The organism is Arenibacter sp. 6A1, assembly GCF_012272855.1.
Taxonomy (GTDB): domain Bacteria; phylum Bacteroidota; class Bacteroidia; order Flavobacteriales; family Flavobacteriaceae; genus Arenibacter.
The window spans coordinates 1-20,614 of record NZ_JAAXCQ010000006.1 but is presented as its reverse complement, the minus strand read 5'-3'; the positions used below and the strand labels follow the sequence as shown (position 1 = coordinate 20,614).

Here is a 20,614-nt window from a genome sequence, read left to right as displayed (position 1 = left end):
TTTATTCTTGCCCACAACATAGCATTTTTTTACCTAATTTTACCCTCTTTCTATAAAAATTGCCACTCTTTTTTAATTACGAGCACCTATCTTATTGCAGTGCTATTTCCTATGAAAAAAATCTATCAAAACTACATTCACTCTTTTCAGGGACTCTCACAGGAAGTGTGGTGGCTAGCCTTAATAACCCTCATTAATAGAGCGGGGACCATGGTAATCCCTTTTTTATCGCTCTACCTATCCGATAATCTAGGCCTTAGCCTTACCCAGGTGGGCAGCATTATGACCTCTTTTGGCCTGGGATCTCTTATTGGCAATTGGACCGGTGGGAAGCTTACCGATAAAATAGGCTATTACAAGGTGATGCTGGGCAGCCTGTTTCTAACAGGCGTATTATTTATAGGAATACAATTTCTTACTAGTTTTTGGAGCGTATGTGCCGGCATTTTTATACTGATGATAATAGCCGATGCTTTTAGGCCTGCTGTATTTGTTGCTTTGTTTGCCTACAGCAAACCGGAGAACAAGACCAGATCGGTTACCCTTATCCGCCTTGCTATAAATTTAGGGTTCTCTGCAGGCCCAGCTATTGGCGGTATCATTATCACCACCATGAGCTATAGCGGTTTATTTTGGATAGATGGATTCAGTTGTATTTTAGCTGCCCTTCTATTGTTATTGGTGTTAAACCCTAAAAAATCGAAAGCTCTGGACAACGTCAAAAACGATATGCCAAAATCGGCCTATACCGATCTGCAATATTTACTTTTTATCCTGGCCATGGTATTTTTTGGCTTTGCTTTTGTGCAATATTTTTCCACGGTACCAGTATACTACAACAACGTTCACGGTTTAAGCGAATTCCAGATTGGGCTACTTTTAGGCATGAATGGCTTCATGATTTTTGCTCTCGAAATGCCCTTAATAAAATACCTAGAAGGGAGACCGTGGTCCCAAAGTTCTAAAATGATCATAGGCCTGCTATTGGTAGCCATCAGTTTTATATTCTTTAATCTACCCCCATTTACCGGAGTGTTGGTTTTTGGAATGATCTTAATGACTTGGGGAGAAATGATCGCCTTTCCTTTTTCGAACGCCTATGCCATGGAACGGGCAAAACGCGGTAATCAAGGGGAGTATATGGCTCTTTATAGTATGGCTTTTTCCTTATCCCATGTATTTGCCCATAACTTGGGTATGCGCTCTATTGCCAGCAACGGCTATGAGTTTACTTGGTACGGGACCGCCTTTATTTGCACCCTTGGCGTTGTTTTGCTATTAATACTAAGAAAGTTGGTCAAACGCTAATTCAATTATCATCCCTGCAGAAAAAAACCATTGGCATTCTATATAAAATAAAGACCGAGAGTCCTTGCCCTAGATGAACACCCTATTCCTCCTGAATATTGTCGTAGCGAGCCTCTTTTAAATACTTGGCTACAATTTCATTAAACTCAGGTGTAATTCGTAGCAGCGCCGTATTTTCCAAGGCATACAAAGCCTCCTTATCCGTATATCCTTTTTTGAGCAATTCTTCCAAGTAAAATAATGACGTCCCATAGTCTTCTATTTTGGCTGAATTAGAAATAATCCGAAGGTAATACTCGTAGTTATCGGGATCCGTAATGGTTTTTAACATCCACAATAAACTTAAGGCTTCTTGATCTATTGGTTTTGTTTCTTCCTGTGTTTGTATATTTACTTCGATAAGTAGATTAAGATAGTTTAGCAACCGTTTCCCCATTTCTTGTTCCGCAAGAATTTTACTCTTTTGGTACTTCGCAAGCTCTCCCATTTGGTAATTCCACCATCCCAAATTATTGTAATTATAGGTGACAATGTCCTCTTCTAGATAATACACATAGTCTTCTTTTATAAATGACTCGGTTAAAAAGGCATTTTTCTCATTTCGCTTCATTGTCTTATAGCGTTTATCCTTCCTTAAAGAGCGGTGTTGATCTTTTAATTGATCTACCTCTCTCAGGTTTCGATAGACATCCAAGAGCTCTCCCATTAAATTTTCGGCCTGTGTTAATTTATTGGACGCTATTAAAGCTTGTACCTTTTGAATATTTCTTTCATAAGAATCATTAATAAAGGTCGAGGATCTTTCTATAACTCCTTTTTCCATTCCCGAAAGCCTTAATATATCCAAGCTTGTATTGAGGTTATCTACACTAGGCCATTGATGTCCTCCGCTAAACACCAATAGGTTATTGGAGTATTTATATTTATCGAACATTTTACGCCCTGCCATCATTTCCGAGTAAGAATAATCTTCAGTACCTACAATACCAATAAAATGAAATGGAATTTTACTATCTAGGAGTTCAAGATTTGGATAGGCCGCCCCAGCTGAAATAACCCCCTTAATTTCTTGTACAAAAATAGGCAACACACTTGCCAACCTGGCCCCGTTATCAAATCCGAAAGCGTAGGATCTATATTTTTGGATCGGCAATATTTTGATCACCGTATTTAACATCCGACCCGTAATGGCTATATTCTCGGAGGTAGACAAAGAATCGCTTAAGTTATTGGAGGCTGCTAAAATTACCCCCTGATTTTCTGCGACTTCTCTATACATATGAATTGCCTGCCCTCCCTTTCCGTTCAAATCAAATATATAAACTATTGGCCACGTTTTACCTCCCTCAAAAGAGGTTGGTAGGTATAAGGAAAAACTTTCTGAACCCGTTGTTCCAACAGGAACGGTATTTACAACACCACCTTTTTTCAAGGTCAATTCTTGTGCTACACCGACAAAAGCCGCACTTAAAAACAGGAAAATTAATATTTTTTTCATAGCGAAATTATCAACAAAAATCTGGCCAAATTACTATTAAATGTAATAATTCTAACAGACTAATTTAAAGAATTAACCATAATTAATTAGTACAGGGTTCTAGGTTAGCTATTTCATTTCTGGGATACTACGCTACCCACAGCCATTTTAAACCAACATGTTTCCACACACTAAACATAAATGCTCCATGAATATTGTCCTACGGACTATAAGTCCAATTAGAAACAAACAACATGTCCTTATTTCTTTTACACGCTTTCCTTTTTCCTTATCGGGGCATTAGAAACTACATCTGAAAGAATGATATGGGTACGTGTCTCCCCATACTGAATCAGTTTATCGATAAATTTCTCCAAATGAAACTGATCTTTCAACACTACCATCATGATGATATTTTCGTTTCCGGTAATCCGATAACAGTTTACCACCTCCTCATAGGAATTTACTGCCTCCAAAAAAGGCTTTAATTTCCCCATAAAAGCTCGTAGCGTAATGATGGCTTTTAATTGAAATCCGGTATGGGAATGCGACAATACGGCCTTATATCCGGTAATAACTCCGATATCTTCCATTTTTTTGACCCGCTCTGCTACCGCCGGGGCCGTCAACCCAACTTTTCTGGCAATATTCGCAAAGGATTCTCGAGCATTTTGCTGTAGAAAATTTAGGATTTTCCAATTGAGGGCATCAATCTTTGTATTCAACATATTTTTACCTTTATTACTTTGTTATCTAAATCTAATATACAATTTTACTAACGAAAACAAATACAAGATTGTTAGATTCATCGTAATTTTAAATAACAAAAAGTTGTTGTTTAAAAATGCCATATAAAAACCTAAGTTCGATTCCTATTTACCGTAAATCTCTGGACCTTTGTCTAATGAGCAGGGAAATTGCATCCTATGTATCTTACAATAAGGATTTATTGAAACTTTACCAATCAAACAGTCTTAGGGATATCATTGCAGACTCCTTATTGACTGACGCTATTTTAATACCTCAACAAATTGCTGCAGCGGAACAATCAGAGTCCTATGCGGTAAGAATGAAAAGCGCGACTTTTATAGCTATTATGATAAGAAATATTAATTCATATTGTACTGGTTTAGAAAAGGACGGGGTAAAAGAAAAAGAATACCTCAACCTTTTAAGGAGCGAAATAAAAAGCTTCCGCAGACTATTTAAAGTATGGCGACGATCTATTCGTCGATAAGCTCCACTTTTATACTAACCCAGCAACAGCTTCTAAGAGTATGACGTTTGAAGCGTCCTATATGGAGCACTTTATATAAATCGCTTCATTTTCGAATCAGTAGATAAAACCATCTCCACATATTCACGTTGATACATTTAAACAATTGCTGTACTTCCCAATCCGACGACTAACCTTCAACTCTCTAGATGTATTGATGGTTCCTTGTTTTTCTTTTCACTGGATTTGTTATTTTTTAACAAACCTCTAGCAGCCAAGGCCAACGTTCCATCTGCACCTTTCGCTAAATAAAAATCACTGTATTTTTCGTTCGCTAGTGATCATTGCTAATTGTGTACTATTCCTTGAAATCCCGCGTTAGGGAGCGCGGCGGCATCCCCGCAGCGGAGCAAGGGATACAGCCAAGAGCCCGACCGACTCAAGGAGGGAACGCCCAAGAAAAAACACTGATAGCCAAGGAAATTTGGAGTTTAACCTACATATTCCTTCTGTACTGGCCGCCTACCGTAAATAGGGCTTTGGTTATTTCTCCTAGGGAACAGACTTTACTGACTTCCATTAATTTTTCAAAAATATTATGGGAGCTAACCGCAGCCTCCTGAAGTTCTTTCAATTCTTTCTGGGCCCGAAGCTTATTTCTTTCCTTTAAATTTTCCAAGGTTTGTATTTGCGCCTGTTTTTCCGCTTCTGTGGCCCGAATAACTTCTACCGGCAAAATGGTAGGGGAGCCTTTGGAACTCAAAAAAGTATTGACTCCAATGATCGGAAATTCGCCATTGTGTTTTAGGGTTTCGTAATACAAGCTTTCTTCTTGAATTTTAGAACGCTGGTACATGGTCTCCATAGCCCCTAGTACCCCGCCCCTTTCTGTAATACGATCAAATTCTAACAACACGGCCGCTTCTACCAAATCGGTCAATTCTTCGATAATAAAGGCACCTTGAATAGGGTTCTCATTTTTAGCCAGCCCCAGCTCCTTGTTGATAATCAACTGAATTGCCATGGCCCTCCTAACCGATTCTTCGGTAGGGGTCGTAATTGCCTCATCATAGGCATTGGTATGCAAGGAATTACAGTTATCATAAATGGCATACAAGGCCTGCAAAGTGGTCCTGATATCGTTAAAATCTATTTCTTGGGCATGCAAGCTTCTCCCGGAGGTTTGGATGTGATATTTTAGCATTTGCGCCCTAGGGTCGGCACCGTATTTCTGCTGCATAGCCTTGGCCCATATTTTTCTGGCAACCCTTCCGATAACGGCATACTCCGGGTCGATCCCGTTTGAGAAGAAAAACGAGAGATTGGGACCAAACTTATTAATATCCATTCCCCTGCTCAGATAGTATTCTACATAGGTAAATCCGTTGGCCAAAGTAAACGCCAATTGGGTAATGGGGTTGGCCCCGGCCTCGGCGATATGATAGCCAGAGATAGATACGGAGTAAAAATTGCGGACGTCGTTTGCTATAAAATATTCCTGTACATCGCCCATAAGCCGCAGAGCAAATTCTGTAGAAAAAATACAGGTATTTTGCGCTTGGTCTTCTTTCAAAATATCGGCCTGCACGGTACCTCTGACTTGCTTTAAGGTTTTCTTTTTAATGGATTCATACACCTCTTTGGGCAACACCTGATCTCCGGTAACCCCCAACAACAGCAAGCCTAATCCATTATTTCCCTCGGGAAGTTCGCCCATATAGGAAGGTCTTTTGTCTTCTTTCCCTTTGTAAAGTGTTTTTATTTTTGCTTCAATTTCTTTTTGAAGCCCGTGTTCATGAATATATTTTTCACAGTTCTGATCGATGGCAGCGTTCATAAAAAAACCTAACAACATGGGTGCCGGACCATTAATGGTCATACTTACCGAGGTCATAGCGTTGCTTAGGTCGAACCCGGAATAGAGCTTCTTAGCGTCATCTAAACAGCATACCGACACGCCTGCATTCCCTATTTTCCCATAAATATCTGGGCGTTCGTCAGGATCATTACCATATAGGGTTACAGAATCAAAGGCGGTAGACAGTCTTTTTGCCGGATTTCCATGGCTCACGTAATGAAAGCGCCTATTGGTACGTTCTGGACCGCCTTCCCCAGCAAACATTCTGGCAGGGTCCTCTTCTGTCCTTTTAAAAGGATAGAGGCCGGCGGTATACGGAAATTCTCCCGGCACATTTTCCTGTAGACTCCACCGTAACAGATCGCCCCAGGCCGAGTATTTGGGCAGGGATATTTTTGGGATGTCCGATTGTGATAAGGATTTTGTACTTGTGGCAATTTTTATTTCCTTGCCTCGCACCTTAAAACTATACTCGGGCAATTTATACCGTTGCACCTTATCCTGCCAATTTTGAAGAAGTCTCCAATATTGGGGATCCAAGGTAAATTTAAGGCTTTCAAATTCTTCCAACAATTGGGACAGCAGCCCTTTAGCGTTTTCCTTCTCTACCTTTTGCAGAAGGGTCTCCTTTTGAAATTCAGAAGATAAAAAGGTCGATTCAAAATTATCCTTAGTATCTATTCCTGCTACGGCTTCTATGGCTTTAAAGATTCCATATAGGCGCTGGGCTACTTCGGACTGGTCATTTACCTTCGCATCATACACACGGATACTTTCTGCTATTTCAGAAAGGTAGCGTGTACGGGATGGGGGGATGACAAAAATATTTTCCTCCGACTGCATACCCACCTTATATTGGGAATGTAAGACAGCCTTTGTTTTTTGGACCACCTTATCCATGACCTCCTTATAGAGTCGGTTCATTCCCGGATCGTTAAATTGCGAAGCAATGGTGCCAAAAATAGGCAATTCGTCTTGTTTTGCCTCCCAAAGTCCATGGTTGCGGACATATTGTTTTTTCACATCCCTCACGGCATCCAAGGCACCGCGTTTATCGAATTTATTGATAGCTACTAGGTCAGCAAAATCTAACATATCAATTTTTTCCAATTGGGTAGCGGCCCCAAACTCTGGTGTCATCACGTATAGGGACACATCGCAATGTGCTACTATCTCGGTATCGGACTGCCCTATTCCAGAGGTTTCTAAAATAATGATATCAAACTCGGCAGCTTTTAACACCTGCAGGGCTTCACCGATGTTTTTGGACAGGGCTACATTGGCCTGACGTGTTGCGAGGGATCGCATATACACCCGGCTATTATCGATGGCATTCATACGGATACGATCGCCCAACAAGGCACCGCCTGTTTTTCTTTTTGAAGGGTCTACCGAAAGTACCCCAATGGTCTTTTGTGGAAAATCTACTAAAAAACGACGTATCAACTCATCGACCAAACTAGACTTGCCTGCTCCCCCTGTACCTGTTATTCCCAAAACCGGAATTATTTTATCAGAAGAACTCAAAGCCGAACGATACGGTAAAAATTTCTCGGTATTATTTTCTGCCAGGGTTATTAGACGCGCTATAATATGCTCGTTTTTATTTTTAAGCAACTGTCCCAAGCTATTGACCTCTTCTGCCCTCAAGTCTGGCATAGCAAAATCGCTTTGGCTAACCAAATCGTTGATCATTCCTTGCAAGCCCAAGGTTCTGCCATCATCAGGGGCATAAATTCGGGTGATACCATACGCCATCAACTCTTTTATTTCTTGTGGAAGAATAACGCCTCCCCCACCGCCAAATATTTTAATATGCCCTGCCCCTCTCTCGACCAACAAGTCGCGCATATATTTAAAATATTCATTATGCCCACCTTGGTATGAAGTAATAGCAATAGCATTCACATCTTCCTGAATTGCGCAATTAACCACTTCATGCACACTGCGATCGTGCCCAAGATGAATTACTTCGACACCTGTTGCTTGTATGATACGGCGCATAATATTAATTGCAGCATCGTGCCCGTCGAAAAGCGAGGCGGCCGTAACGATACGCACTTTGTTCTTTGGCAAGTAAGGAGATATTTGTTTCATATTCAATAATAGGATAAATATTGGTATGCAATTTAATGAATACACAAAAAACTACCGCTTAATTTTAGAATACTATAAAAGCATACCTTTTCTAGGGGACTTCCTTCCTAAAATCCTAAATTTACAATTATAAATAGCATTCCCTTGAAAACCACTATCCTTATTAACTGTCCCGACCAATCTGGAATTATTAGCACCGTTACTAGTTTTATCTATAGAAACGGCGGCAACATTATTTACATCGATCAGCATGTGGATAAAGAAGCCGGTGTCTTTTTTATGCGATTGGAAAGCGATTTCGAAAACAACATTCCGGTCATTAGCACCCTTAAACAGAAATTTGAAGAAGAGCTGGCCCAGCCCTATCATATGGAATGGAGCTTATATATAGGATCTAAAAAACCTAAAATGGCCTTATGGGTCTCTAAATACAACCATTGTTTATACGATTTGCTTAGCCGCTACAACTCTGGGGAATTGGAAGTTGACATTCCTTTTATTTTAAGCAACCATCCCGACTTGGAATATGTGGCCCAACAATTTGACATTCCTTTTTTCCATGTCCCTATTAGCAAGGCCACCAAAGAAGAGGCCGAGAACCAACAGCTAAAGCTAATGGAGCAATACGAGGTCGATTTTATCGTTTTAGCCCGTTATATGCAAATAGTGACACAAAAGATCATAGATCGGTACCCTAATAAAATCATCAATATTCATCATTCATTTTTACCGGCCTTTGCAGGTGCCAAACCCTATCATGCGGCTTTTGAACGTGGGGTCAAAATCATTGGGGCTACCAGTCATTATGTGACCGAAGAATTGGATGCTGGCCCCATTATTGAACAAGATGTTACCACGGTATCCCATTCCCATAACATTAAAGACTTTATTACCAAGGGACGGGATTTGGAAAAAATCGTACTTTCTAGGGCGGTAAAGCTTCATATTCGACGAAAAACAATGGTTTACAACAACAAAACAGTCATATTTACCTAATCAATCAATGTCCTAACAAAACCATTTGAGTATCTTTAACATAAATCTCACTACATGAAAAAAATCATACTCTGTCTTGTTCTTTTTCAATGCTTCGGATGCGCTGAATTACAACAAGTAGTAAACAACCTTCCACAAGGAGGGGTTGTTAACAATACGGAAATTGCAAATGGGCTAAGACAGGCTTTGGAAATAGGCATCGACAAACAAGTAAGCAAACTCACCGAAACCGATGGTTTCTATAAAAACGAGCTAGTTAAGATTATCTTACCGCAAGAACTACAAAAAGTAGATAAAACCCTCAGAGATATTGGCTTATCCAATTTGGCCGATGAAGGTTTAAAAATACTGAACAGGGCTGCGGAAGATGCCGTAAAAGAAGCAACACCAATTTTCGTTAGTGCCGTAAAGGGTATTACCTTTAACGATGCCAAGAACATTTTACTAGGTGCAGACAATGCTGCCACCGTCTATCTTACCAATAATACGCAGACAGAATTATACAACAAATTTAGTCCGGTGATCAAAAATTCTTTCGAAAAGGTAGGTGCAGACCAAATATGGAACCAGCTTATTACCAGATACAATAACATACCTTTTATAAGCCCTGTAAATCCGGATTTGACAGATTATGTTACCCAAGAAGCCTTGGTAGGTGTCTACACTATGATTGCTTTGGAAGAAAAAGAAATCAGGACGAAGACTTCTTCCAGAACCACCGACATTTTAAGACGTGTTTTTGCGCTACAAGATTAATAATGAGAATTTTATACAAAAACATTACAATAAATATGCTTTAATAGCGTTACTCCTATTATAAGGAAAGTAAATAAGTCGTGATACAGCCTACAATCAGCCTTATTTCTTTTAAGGATTTAAGTTAGTGTTTTTTTTAAGTTAGTTAGTTTAGAACCGGTGGCAACACCGGTTTTTTTCATAGGTGTTTTTTACGGTCAATTGTAATTCGCAGCTTTTCATTCATATTTGCGACCAGATCTTGGTCTTACTGATTTCATATTATTCGTAACAGCCTACTTATAACCTCTACACCATTAAAGGAAAAAGACTATTTTTTTATTACCAATTCCCTTAATTATGTTACCTTATCCTTATTTTAACACTCCTTTATGAAAAATATCACAAAACTGCCCCTTTAAAATAGTATTTTCGCACTTCCTGAAGTGCTATCCCTCATGAGATTAAAGAATTATTTATTTTATCTTTTCGTATCGATTGTACAAATGGGCTGGTCTACCGATGCCGATCTACAAAATCTCGATTGCGGGATTTTAGAAAATCACGAATTGCTATCTACCGATATTGAAGCATTAAGTTCAGAAGAATGCTTTAAGATAGGCGTTTGTGCATACAAAAATCAGAATTACAACGAGGCATATGCCTTTTTGTTATCGGCTAACTTAAAGGGCTATGACAAGTCTGCGTCCTTTCAAAAATACTTCGCCGCCAGCAAACTTGCAGTAGATTCCATTAACCAGCTCGCGAGGAACAGCGCCGATTTAAAAAATCAAATCCAAGCAACCCACCATCTACTTGGGAGTTCCGCCAATCCAGTGGAAAACCTGGCTAAGCTTGAAGAGCAAAACAATTCTTCTCAGGAAAATTTATTAAACTACATATTTCTTGTGTTTGCAATCAGTGGTATATTCTTGGCAGGCAAACTGCTTATAAACCACAAAAGAGTAAATACGCACAATATTTTTTTAGCAATATTTTTGTTTGGTGTTTCAATAATGTTATTCGAGCTATCAATGTATTGGATAAAGGAATTTAACTATACCCCAAAAGAGTTTTTCTTTAATATTCATTTCTATATTTGGGCACCTTCCTTATATCTATATATCCGAAAAAAATTAAACATTACCTCTAATGGCAATACCATGAAAATCACAAAACACTATGGTGTATTTGTATTTTTTTGTTTACTACTATTAATTCATATTAACATAACGGATAGCCTTAATTCACCGCTGTCACCGAGCAACAATGTGGCATTTATCATCCAAAACGCCTATCTTAAATTTTTTCACAGTACGCTATACCTCATATTGTTAGTCAGGTTGTATAAGGGACATAAAGAAAGCCTTAACTTCTCTAACAAGAAATGGTTTATCCTTGCGATTTCATTTTTAGCTGCGATCATATTAATTGTATTTAGCCGTGCCCTTTTTGCGGAGATTCCGTCTTTTAACTATATCTCTAAATATATTGGGGCTATTCTGCTTTCCCTTTTTATCGGTGTCTGTGCTGTTATGCTGTTTATTCAACCAGAAATCCTTACTAAAACTGAAGCGTTAAAACCAAAAACCACTCCCAAGGTAAAATACAAAAATTCTGGATTGACAGAAGCTATGATTGAAACCCTTAGTCATCAATTATTAGAGCTGATAGAAAATAAAAAGGTATACTTAGACAATACCATTACCTTAGAAAAATTGGCAAAAAACCTAAACACAGACCGGTATAGCCTCTCCCAGGTCATCAATCAGGAATTTGGAAAGAACTTTTATGAATTCATTAATGATTTTAGGGTTCAGGAAGCCATAAACATTATTGAGAAAAATGACTATCAAATAGACTTGATCACCGATTTAATCTACGAATCTGGCTTCAACAACAAAGTATCTTTTTACAAAGCCTTTAAAAAGAGAAAAGGAATGACTCCTTCTCAATATATAAAAGAGCAAACAAGCGATATTATTATAAACGGTTAACTTCATTAATACTAGAGGCCCCGTAGACCACAACAAGAGCAAAGGGAAAGAATTGATACCCAACGTACACCTCCAATTACTCTAACACCTTCAGCACCCCCCTTTAACTCATAGATGCAAGACCTGAGAGTTTTACTCTCCTCCAACCATACTTCATTCTAACCTTTAAATCTTATTCTTCCATTCCTAACACTTCCTCTCACCTTTAAGAACGCATTCAAAGAACGGAGAAACTAGCCATCTAATGATTTAAAGTTAATATTATATTAATTTTTACAAAACTCTTACATCTTAACACAACACCCTATATAACAGCTCCTTAAAACCTTCTGTATAGTTAACCTACGTCTGTATCGAGTAAATTTTGGTCGGGAGTAAGTGAAAATCAACACATCTATAGTTTATTTGAAGGTTGGGGCCTTTGACTAGACTTTTAATAAACCAACGTTTATTATGGCTTTTTATTTGAATTAGCTATCCAAAAAAATCAAATAGTCAATATTTACCCAAAAAAAAGCGTTTAACTAACTCAAATTAATTTTTATGAAAATTAAGTATTTCTTATTCTTAAAATTATTTCTCGTGTCATTGGTGATGATGGCTCAGGAAAAAACAATTACGGGTAATGTTACCGACCAGTCTGGTTTGCCACTGCCAGGAGTAAACATTCTTGTAGTTGGTACTACTAACGGTACCCAGTCTGATTTTGATGGGAACTATACCATTAAAGCGAGTGTAGGCCAGTCCTTATCTTTTAGCTATGTAGGACAAAAAACCCTTACTATTGCCGTAGGGAACAGCAATACCATTAATGCTGTTATGGAAGAAGATGCCCAGGCATTAGAAGAGGTTATTGTAGTTGGTTACGGTACCTCTACCAAGCAATCTTTTACAGGTTCTGTGAAGCAGATAGATTCTGAATTATTGGATCGTAAAAGTGTTTCCAACGTATCACAAGCCTTAACCGGTGAGTCTGCAGGTGTTCGTGTCATCAACACTTCTGGACAGCCTGGTTCCGAAGCGACCATCCGTATTAGAGGTTTTGGTTCTGTAAACGGAAACAGAGACCCTTTATATGTTGTAGATGGTGTACCATATTCTGGTAACATCAGCGCTTTAAACCCAAGTGATATTGCTTCTACTACTATTCTTAAAGATGCCTCTGCAACTGCTATTTTTGGTGCTCGTGGAGCGAATGGTGTGGTAGTTATCAACACTAAAAAAGGTAAAAACGGAAACGACTATATAGAAGTAGAAACCAAAACTGGCCAAAACTTTAGCTTGTTACCAAGATACAGCACTATTAAATCTCCAGAGCAGTATATTGGCTTAAGCTGGGAAGCTCTTAAGAATAGAGGCGCTTCTTTTGGTCGTGATGAAGCTAATGCGGCAATTTATGCGAACGATAGGCTTTTCACAAGCGCAGGTGTAGGCGCTAATTACAATATGTGGAATGTTGCCAATGGTGGTGAATTGATAGACCCAGCGACAGGAATGGTAAGAGATGGGGTTACCCGTAAATACAATCCAGAAAACTGGGAAGATTACGCTTTCCAAGCATCAAACAGAACAGAGGCCAACCTAAAAATTAGTGGAGGTAATGCCAAAACCAACTATTTTAGTTCTATTGGTTACCTAAATGACAAAGGATATTCTATCAACTCTGACTACGAGCGTTATTCTGCCCGTTTAAATGTAAACCACCAAGTGAAGGATTGGTTGCACGGTTCTATGAATTTAGGCTATACCGTTTCTGAAACTAATAACGGTGGTCAATCTGAGGATTCTGGAAGTGTATTCTGGTTTGTAGATAACATTCCTTCTATCTACCCTTTATTTTTAAGAGATGCCGAGGGCAACACCATTCCTGATCCATATTATGGAGGAAATGTGTACGATTACGGACAAGGAAGAGGTTTTGGTGGACTTACCAATGCTATTTCAGATGCACAGAACAGTGTTCAGAATAGAATGAACCATGAAATTAACTTCAACACCTCATTGGATATTAAATTCACGGACTACCTTACTTTAGAAAACCGCTTTGGGACTCAGTATTACAACAGTTCTTACGATGAGCAAAACGGCCCCTTCTATGGCCCAAGCTCCACAAGTGGTGGTTCTATCTACAAAACCAAAACAGAAGTTTTCTCCTATAACATGTTAAACTTATTGCGTTTTAAAAAGCAATTTGATGACCATAGTGTAGAAGCATTGGTTGCTCATGAAAACAATTCATGGGAGCGAAAATATCTTAATGCCTACAAGACAAAGTTGGTAGATCCTTTTGGAACCGAACTTAACAATGCGGTGGTTTCTTCACCAGCCGGTTCTTACACTAGAGATTACACTTTGGAAAGTTATTTTGGCCAGTTAAACTATAACTATGACAACAAATACTTTGTTTCTGGTACGGTAAGAAGAGATGGATCTTCTAGATTCTTAAAGAACAAATGGGGTACTTTTGGCTCTATAGGTGCTGCTTGGGCCGTTATCAATGAAGATTTCATGCTTAACCAAGACCTATTTAGCAATTTAAAGTTAAAGGCAAGTTACGGTCTTATTGGTGAGCAAGGTGGTGTTGGTTACTACCCTGGGTACGATCTTTTTGAGGTTGAAAACTTAAACGATGAAATTTCATTGTCATTTGATTCTAAAGGAAACCCTGATTTAACGTGGGAAACTTCTAAAATGTTCCAAACTGGAGTTGAATTCGGTATCGGAAGCTTTTTAGATGTCGCTGTAGATTATTACATTAAGAATACAGATGACCTTATTTTTGACAGAAGAAATGGACCTTCATTAGGATATGCTTTAATTAAAGTTAACGACGGTGCATTGCGCAACAAAGGATTGGAATTTGACGTAACAGCTCACCTTGTAAAATCAGACGATTTCTATGTTGACTTATCTGTTAACGGAGAGTTCTTAGACAATGAAATGACAAAAATGCCTATTGAACCAACTACGGGTGAACAAAAAATCATTGATATCGACGGTCGTTTTGGTAGGTCTGTAGGGCATTCTCTATACGATTTTTATACAAGGGAATATGCAGGTGTAAATACAGACACTGGGGTAAGTACCTGGAACGTATACTATTTCGATGAAAACAATGATGGAAAACTGCAAGCTACCGAAAGAGTTTCTTCTATGGCTGATTATGTAGCCCAGTACCCAGAAAGAGCTAATGCACTTTCTATGGCTACCACCGAAACTTATTCCGAAGCAACACAGAAATACGTTGGCAAATCGGCCATTCCTACGGTAAGAGGTGCCTTTAACCTAAGTACCGGTTATAAAGGGTTTGACTTAAGCGCTCAGTTCCTATACAGTGTTGGTGGGTATGCTTATGATGCTGCTTACGCCGGATTAATGAGTAACGATCAAGCAGGTGGAAATAACTGGCATACAGACATCCTAAACAGATGGCAACAACCAGGAGATGTTACGGATGTACCTCGTATTTCTAGTGACTACGACAAAAACGTAGTTTCTTCTTCAACAAGGTTTATTACCAAGTCCGATTTCTTAAACCTAAACAATATCCGTTTGGGGTACACCATTCCAAAGATGTATGTTGAAAAAATAGGGATGTCTAACCTAAATTTCTGGGTTTCTGGAGACAACCTTTGGTTGTTATCTGAAAGAAAAGGATTTAACCCTTCAACGGATGAGGCAGGAACCTCTGATCGTTACAGATACTCTCCATTATCTACTGTAACTTTTGGAGTAAGAGCTAAATTTTAATTTTAAAAATTGAAACAACTTATGAAATCTAAATTATATATATCAATTCTTGCTACAAGCCTATTAACATTAGGCTGTAGCGATGATTACTTGGAAACAAAGCCAACTGAGTTTATATCCTCAGATCAAATTATAGATGCCTCGGACTTAAACTCTGATATTAGAAAAGCAAGTCTTAGAGGAATATATGCTACTATGTTTAAAACAGGAAGTGGCGGTACTGACTTAAATCATGACGATTTTGGTCAAAAGGGGTATGATATCTATGGTGATATGTTGTCTTCCGACATGGTTTTAGGAGGAACTACCTACGGATGGTACAGTACATTGGCCGACATGACTTCTACAGTAGACTACACCAACATTAACAATTATAAGGTTTGGAGGTTCTATTACAGAATTATCCTTTCCGCTAACATTGTTATAGATGGTTTAGGTGGCAACGACGCAGAGCTTGCAACTACTGATGAAGAGCAAACTATGGGACAAGCCAAAGCAATGAGGGCTTATGCATATTTCTATTTGGCTAACTATTTCTCACAGGGTTACCAAGCTTCAGATGCAATCTTACCTATTTATACAGACACCAACACTCCTAACCAGCCGTTAAGCACTGCGCAAGAGGTATATGATTTGATCATTACAGACCTAAACGAAGCGGTAACCCTTCTTGAAGGCTTTTCTAGAACTGCCAAGAATGAAGTCAACCAAGATGTTGCCCGTGGTCTTTTGGCCTATGCCTATGCCGCTATTGGCAAGAATGCCGAAGCTGCCGTAGTAGCCAATAAAGTTATTACAGATGGGAACTACACCCTTATGAGCAAGGAAGAAGTTACTGGCGGTTTTAACGATGTAATTACTTCTGGATGGATGTGGGGAGTTGACCTAACCTTGGACAACGATTTAGATCTTGTTTCTTGGTGGGGACAAATGGACCTTTTTACCTATAGTTATACTTGGGCAGGAGATCCTAAGGTAATCGATGAGAACCTTTATGCAGCGATCCCTTCGAATGATGTTAGAAAGGCACAGTTTGAGGACCAAGATGCTACTGAAGATATTAGCCGTTTATATCCAACTGGTAAATTCTATGCTCCTGAGCGTAAAATTGGAGGTCAAAGAAGTGTTACTACGGATTACGTTTATATGAGAATTGCAGAAATGTATTTGCTACATGCAGAAACTGCCGCAAAATCTGGAGACGAAGCTGGTGCAAGAGCGTCACTTAAGACTTTACTTAAGGAGCGTTTAGACTCTGAGCTAGAAACAGCTTATGTAGACCTATTAAGCGGACAAGCTTTATTGGATGAAATTTACCTACAAACAAGAATTGAACTTTGGGGTGAAGGAAAAAGCTATTTGGCGATGAAGAGAAATAAGGCTACCATTACGCGTGGCCCTAACCATCTTTCTTCTGCCGGAACCAGCATTCCTTACAACGACGACCGTTTAAGTTTTGATATTCCACAGAGTGAAATCCAAAACAACCCTAACATTAGCCAATAAGCATTAAAAGGTTATTGTAGCCATACAAACGCCCATCAGAATATTATTTTGATGGGCGTTTTTTATTGTCTTTCCTAAAACTCTTTCCCAAAAAAGCAGTATTCTTATTACCTAATTCTTATGATTGGGATACTTGATCATCTTGAAAGAAGTCATAAGACTTATTATACATTGCTTGAAAACCTATTACTACGCTAACCAAGCTATTTAGAAAAGTTCTAACGCTGTTTAGATCAACTTTATAACAATTCCTTTAAGCATTGTATATGACATCCTAACAGGGGTTATAAAGAATGTATCAGCTTTCTCCTATTACTTACAAGATACAAGGACTAATTATATAAAATAAAAGTTATCGTCTTTGGTTTAAGACCGTAGGTATTGAATAACGGTATCATTAAAGAACAGCGGCTGTTCTACATTGACCACATGCCCACATTTTTCGACCACCACAAGAGAAGATGCGCGATGGGATTGCACTACTTGTTTTACGGTAGGCAAGAACATATAGTCCTCTGCACCCATAACGTACAAGGTTGGGATTTTGATATCTACCGTTCTAAAGAAATGAAGTAATGGGTTTATTTCCGAGGTGAGTTTAAACCATCGGATAAATTCTTTTTGATATAGTTTTTTCGCCTCGCGCACAAACAGCAATCGCGATTCTTTATGATTTTTGTTGGGCATAATCATAAAAGCAAAAAACTTGTACAACCACAGATATGGAATGACCGATTTAAAGATGATTCCCAATCGCATTAATACTTGGGATCTGAAATTTAATTTCATGATAGCCCCTCCCATCACCATTCGGTCTACCCTATGGGGGTGTTTTTCGGCCAAATTCCGTATTAAAATTGTCCCTAGTGAAATCCCTATAAAATGTGACTTTGAAATATTTTCAAAATCGATGACCTCTATGATATCGTGGGTAATATTGTCAAAAGTATACTTGTCCTTAAAAGCATCTTTTAGGTGCACTTTAGAATTCCCGTGCCCCCTTAAATCTAAAAGCAACACATTAAAGTGTTTTCTAAACTCTCGCAGCTGCTTGTACCAAATAGTAGAGCTACCTCCAGCCCCGTGCACAAAGGTTACCCATTGCGTTTGGGTTTGATGTTTATGTATCGTATAACTTAACAATAGCTAGGTTTCATTTTGATCTAAGAAAACTATATGACACCCAGTAGGGATGGTTAATATAAAAAATTTTCGAGCTTTCCCATGCCCCATATAAAGGGAAGCGGGAAAGCCCGAATTTTTGGAGAATTACAATAGAAAACCTAAACTAGTTCCTATTTTTTAATTCTTCGCTCATTTCTTTTTGTAATTCCAAAGCTTTTTTAGCTGCTGCCGCTGCGAAATCTTCTTGGTTAGAGGCATAAATAATTCCTCTGGAAGAATTTACCAATAAGCCAACATTATCACTCATGCCGTATTTACATACTTCTTGCAAACTGCCACCTTGCGCCCCAACACCGGGAACCAACAGAAAACTTTGAGGAACTATTTTTCGTATATCTGTCAAGAAACTTGCTTTGGTAGCTCCGACCACATACATTAAATTCTCCGAATTTTCATAGGTCAGGGAGGTCTGCAACACTTTTTTGTACAACTCTTGATCTTCTAATTGTTTGGTCTGAAAATCGAAAGCTCCCATATTGGACGTCAATGCCAATAGTATGGTATGTTTATCCTTAAAGGCCAAAAATGGTTCTACCGAATCCTTCCCCATATAAGGTGCTATGGTCACGGAATCGAACCCTAGGTTTTCAAAAAAGGCTTTTGCATATCTGGTAGAGGTATTGCCTATATCGCCACGTTTTGCATCGGCAATGGTAAAGATCTCCGGATACTTTTCATTTAGGTAATTTATAGTCTTTTCCAAGGCTTGCCAGCCTTTAATACCGTACGCCTCATAAAATGCAGTATTGGGCTTATAGGCCACGCATAAATGATGGGTAGCATCTATAATTGCCTTGTTAAAGGCAAATATAGGATCTTCTTCTTTTAAAAGATATGCTGGTATTTTATCTAAATCGGTATCTAATCCGATACAAAGGAATGATTCCTTTCTACGAATTTCTTCTGTTAAAAACTGCGCCGTCATATATAAATTAGAATAATTCTGAGGCCTCTTTTAATTTCTCGGTATTTTCTACTAAACTCAATTCGTCTATAATACGTTGAATATCGCCATTAATAATATTTTGCAAATCGTATAGGGTAAGTCCAATCCTGTGATCCGTCACCCTTCCTTGCGGATAGTTATAGGTTCTAATTTTCGCAGAACGGTCACCACTACTTACCTGGGAGTTACGTTTTGCAGCATCTTCTTCTTGTTTTTTGGCCAATTCCTGATCGTACAAGCGCGAACGCAATACTCTAAATGCCTTTTCTTTGTTTTTATGCTGTGATTTCTGATCCTGGCACTGGGCTACCAATCCGGTCGGGACGTGTGTTAAACGCACGGCAGAATAGGTTGTGTTCACCGATTGCCCACCTGGTCCTGAGGAACAGAAAAAATCTATTCGCACATCTTTAGGCTCAATATGAACATCAAAATCTTCGGCTTCTGGCAACACCATTACCGTTGCGGCACTGGTATGTACCCTTCCTTGGGTTTCTGTTTGGGGAACCCTTTGCACACGGTGTACGCCTGCTTCAAATTTTAGGGTACCATAGACATCTTCTCCGTTGACCTCGAATTGAATCTCCTTATACCCTCCACTGGTTCCTTCACTTAAATCTATCACGTTGGTTTTCCAACCTTTAGACTCACAATATTTGGTATACATTCTATAAAGGTCTCCCGCAAAAATACTGGCCTCATCTCCTCCAGTACCCGCGCGGATCTCTACCACGACGTTTTTAGCGTCTTCCGGATCCTTAGGGATTAATAGAAGTTTAATTTCCTCTTCTAACTTGGGCAAGCCTTGCTTAGCTTCTTCCAATTGCATTTTGGCCATTTCTACCATTTCGGCATCACTACCATCGGCAATAATCTCCTCTGCCTCCGCAATATTATTGGTAAACTCTAAATAAAGATCTCTTTTGTCGTTCAGTTCTTTTAGATCCTTGTATTCCTTATTAAGGGCAACATACCGCTTCTGATCAGCAATAATATCAGGCTGAATAATAAGATCTGAAATCTCATCGAAACGTTGTTTTACTATGTTTAATTTATCTATCATATGCAATCTACACTTGGTCTGCGAATTTACGATAAATTTGAACAACTCAACATATCTGATTGAGCAGATGGATTCAATTTTTTTACACGACCAAGTTTAAGAGGTGTTTTATTCTTGTAAACTTGGCACAAGCATAGTTTTTTTTTCGATTCTTACGGCAAGGGAAGGCTCAAGAAAGCAACAACTTATCTCGTAAAGGGAAATTTTCACTTTTGGCTTTACATACCAAATAGACAGGTTAAATTTTACAATGATTTGGGCGTTCCCTCCTTCGTCGGGCGGGCTCTACGCTATATCCCTTGCGCTGCTGCGGGGATGCCGCTGCGATCCCTAACGCTTTTCAATTAACAATAATCAATTAGCAGTTAACAATAGTGTACGTCCCTGATTTAGGTTGACTCGTTCTGGTTTAAAAACGTGTATTCCCCCTTTGAAGGGGGCCTAAGGGGGATGTAGGGATGCTTAAGGCAGGAGATAAGT

General features: G+C 38.9%; 13 protein-coding genes. 7 read left to right on the top strand and 6 right to left on the bottom strand.

Translation table 11 applies throughout. The annotated features are described in order from the left end of the window. Positions 1–111 precede the first annotated feature (111 nt). The gene (locus HCG49_RS06590) at positions 112–1,308 is read left to right on the top strand and encodes an MDR family MFS transporter (protein ID WP_168468750.1); all 1,197 of its coding nucleotides are present in this window, start codon (positions 112–114) and stop codon (positions 1,306–1,308) included. 82 nt (positions 1,309–1,390) lie between these two features. Here the strand turns inward: HCG49_RS06590 and HCG49_RS06585 are convergent, their stop codons facing one another. Together HCG49_RS06585 and HCG49_RS06580 are read right to left on the bottom strand one after the other, a co-directional pair. Beyond that, positions 1,391–2,806, bottom strand: a complete 1,416-nt coding sequence (locus HCG49_RS06585; RefSeq protein WP_168468749.1) for an alpha/beta hydrolase — start codon at positions 2,804–2,806, stop codon at positions 1,391–1,393. 248 nt (positions 2,807–3,054) lie between these two features. Then, positions 3,055–3,513 carry an Lrp/AsnC family transcriptional regulator gene (locus HCG49_RS06580; protein ID WP_168468748.1) on the bottom strand — a complete coding sequence of 153 codons (459 nt, stop codon included), beginning with the start codon at positions 3,511–3,513 and terminating at the stop codon, positions 3,055–3,057. A 116-nt stretch (positions 3,514–3,629) separates the two neighbouring features. Here HCG49_RS06580 and HCG49_RS06575 point away from each other — a divergent pair, with 116 nt between their 5' ends. Continuing rightward, complete coding sequence (locus tag HCG49_RS06575) at positions 3,630–4,022, top strand: hypothetical protein (RefSeq protein ID WP_168468747.1); 393 nt, start codon at positions 3,630–3,632, stop codon at positions 4,020–4,022. Between the two features lie 475 nt (positions 4,023–4,497). Here the strand turns inward: HCG49_RS06575 and HCG49_RS06570 are convergent, their stop codons facing one another. Beyond that, the gene (locus tag HCG49_RS06570; RefSeq protein WP_168468746.1) at positions 4,498–7,956 is read right to left on the bottom strand and encodes a methylmalonyl-CoA mutase family protein; all 3,459 of its coding nucleotides are present in this window, start codon (positions 7,954–7,956) and stop codon (positions 4,498–4,500) included. Positions 7,957–8,100: 144 nt separating this feature from the next. Between HCG49_RS06570 and purU the strand changes: the two genes are divergently transcribed. From purU to HCG49_RS06545, 5 genes are all read left to right on the top strand, one after another. Further along, positions 8,101–8,952, top strand: a complete 852-nt coding sequence (gene purU / locus HCG49_RS06565; RefSeq protein WP_168468745.1) for a formyltetrahydrofolate deformylase — start codon at positions 8,101–8,103, stop codon at positions 8,950–8,952. A 54-nt stretch (positions 8,953–9,006) separates the two neighbouring features. Next, the gene (locus HCG49_RS06560) at positions 9,007–9,708 is read left to right on the top strand and encodes a DUF4197 domain-containing protein (protein WP_168468744.1); all 702 of its coding nucleotides are present in this window, start codon (positions 9,007–9,009) and stop codon (positions 9,706–9,708) included. Positions 9,709–10,145: 437 nt separating this feature from the next. Beyond that, the gene (locus HCG49_RS06555; RefSeq protein ID WP_168468743.1) at positions 10,146–11,684 is read left to right on the top strand and encodes a helix-turn-helix domain-containing protein; all 1,539 of its coding nucleotides are present in this window, start codon (positions 10,146–10,148) and stop codon (positions 11,682–11,684) included. Positions 11,685–12,227: 543 nt separating this feature from the next. Continuing rightward, on the top strand, positions 12,228–15,434 hold the full coding sequence (locus HCG49_RS06550) for a SusC/RagA family TonB-linked outer membrane protein (protein WP_168468742.1): 3,207 nt from the start codon (positions 12,228–12,230) through the stop codon (positions 15,432–15,434). A gap of 21 nt (positions 15,435–15,455) precedes the next feature. Beyond that, positions 15,456–16,940 (top strand): RagB/SusD family nutrient uptake outer membrane protein, encoded by a 1,485-nt coding sequence (locus HCG49_RS06545; RefSeq protein ID WP_168468741.1) that lies wholly within the window; start codon positions 15,456–15,458, stop codon positions 16,938–16,940. Positions 16,941–17,306: 366 nt separating this feature from the next. On the opposite strand, the gene HCG49_RS06540 is transcribed toward HCG49_RS06545, so the two are convergent. The 3 genes from HCG49_RS06540 to prfA form a co-directional block, all read right to left on the bottom strand. After that, complete coding sequence (locus tag HCG49_RS06540; RefSeq protein WP_168468740.1) at positions 17,307–18,083, bottom strand: alpha/beta fold hydrolase; 777 nt, start codon at positions 18,081–18,083, stop codon at positions 17,307–17,309. A 145-nt stretch (positions 18,084–18,228) separates the two neighbouring features. Further along, the gene (gene pyrF / locus HCG49_RS06535; protein ID WP_168468739.1) at positions 18,229–19,050 is read right to left on the bottom strand and encodes an orotidine-5'-phosphate decarboxylase; all 822 of its coding nucleotides are present in this window, start codon (positions 19,048–19,050) and stop codon (positions 18,229–18,231) included. Positions 19,051–19,057: 7 nt separating this feature from the next. Beyond that, complete coding sequence (gene prfA, locus HCG49_RS06530; protein ID WP_168468738.1) at positions 19,058–20,134, bottom strand: peptide chain release factor 1; 1,077 nt, start codon at positions 20,132–20,134, stop codon at positions 19,058–19,060. Positions 20,135–20,614: the final 480 nt, after the last annotated feature.

What these genes read in the sequence shown, in the direction of transcription:
- HCG49_RS06590 (WP_168468750.1), top strand. Translation starts at nt 112, where the DNA reads ATGAAAAAAATCTATCAAAACTACATTCACTCTTTTCAGGGACTCTCA.
- HCG49_RS06585 (WP_168468749.1), bottom strand. Translation starts at nt 2,806, where the DNA reads ATGAAAAAAATATTAATTTTCCTGTTTTTAAGTGCGGCTTTTGTCGGT.
- HCG49_RS06580 (WP_168468748.1), bottom strand. Translation starts at nt 3,513, where the DNA reads ATGTTGAATACAAAGATTGATGCCCTCAATTGGAAAATCCTAAATTTT.
- HCG49_RS06575 (WP_168468747.1), top strand. Translation starts at nt 3,630, where the DNA reads ATGCCATATAAAAACCTAAGTTCGATTCCTATTTACCGTAAATCTCTG.
- HCG49_RS06570 (WP_168468746.1), bottom strand. Translation starts at nt 7,956, where the DNA reads ATGAAACAAATATCTCCTTACTTGCCAAAGAACAAAGTGCGTATCGTT.
- HCG49_RS06560 (WP_168468744.1), top strand. Translation starts at nt 9,007, where the DNA reads ATGAAAAAAATCATACTCTGTCTTGTTCTTTTTCAATGCTTCGGATGC.
- HCG49_RS06555 (WP_168468743.1), top strand. Translation starts at nt 10,146, where the DNA reads ATGAGATTAAAGAATTATTTATTTTATCTTTTCGTATCGATTGTACAA.
- HCG49_RS06550 (WP_168468742.1), top strand. Translation starts at nt 12,228, where the DNA reads ATGAAAATTAAGTATTTCTTATTCTTAAAATTATTTCTCGTGTCATTG.
- HCG49_RS06545 (WP_168468741.1), top strand. Translation starts at nt 15,456, where the DNA reads ATGAAATCTAAATTATATATATCAATTCTTGCTACAAGCCTATTAACA.
- pyrF (WP_168468739.1), bottom strand. Translation starts at nt 19,050, where the DNA reads ATGACGGCGCAGTTTTTAACAGAAGAAATTCGTAGAAAGGAATCATTC.
- prfA (WP_168468738.1), bottom strand. Translation starts at nt 20,134, where the DNA reads ATGATAGATAAATTAAACATAGTAAAACAACGTTTCGATGAGATTTCA.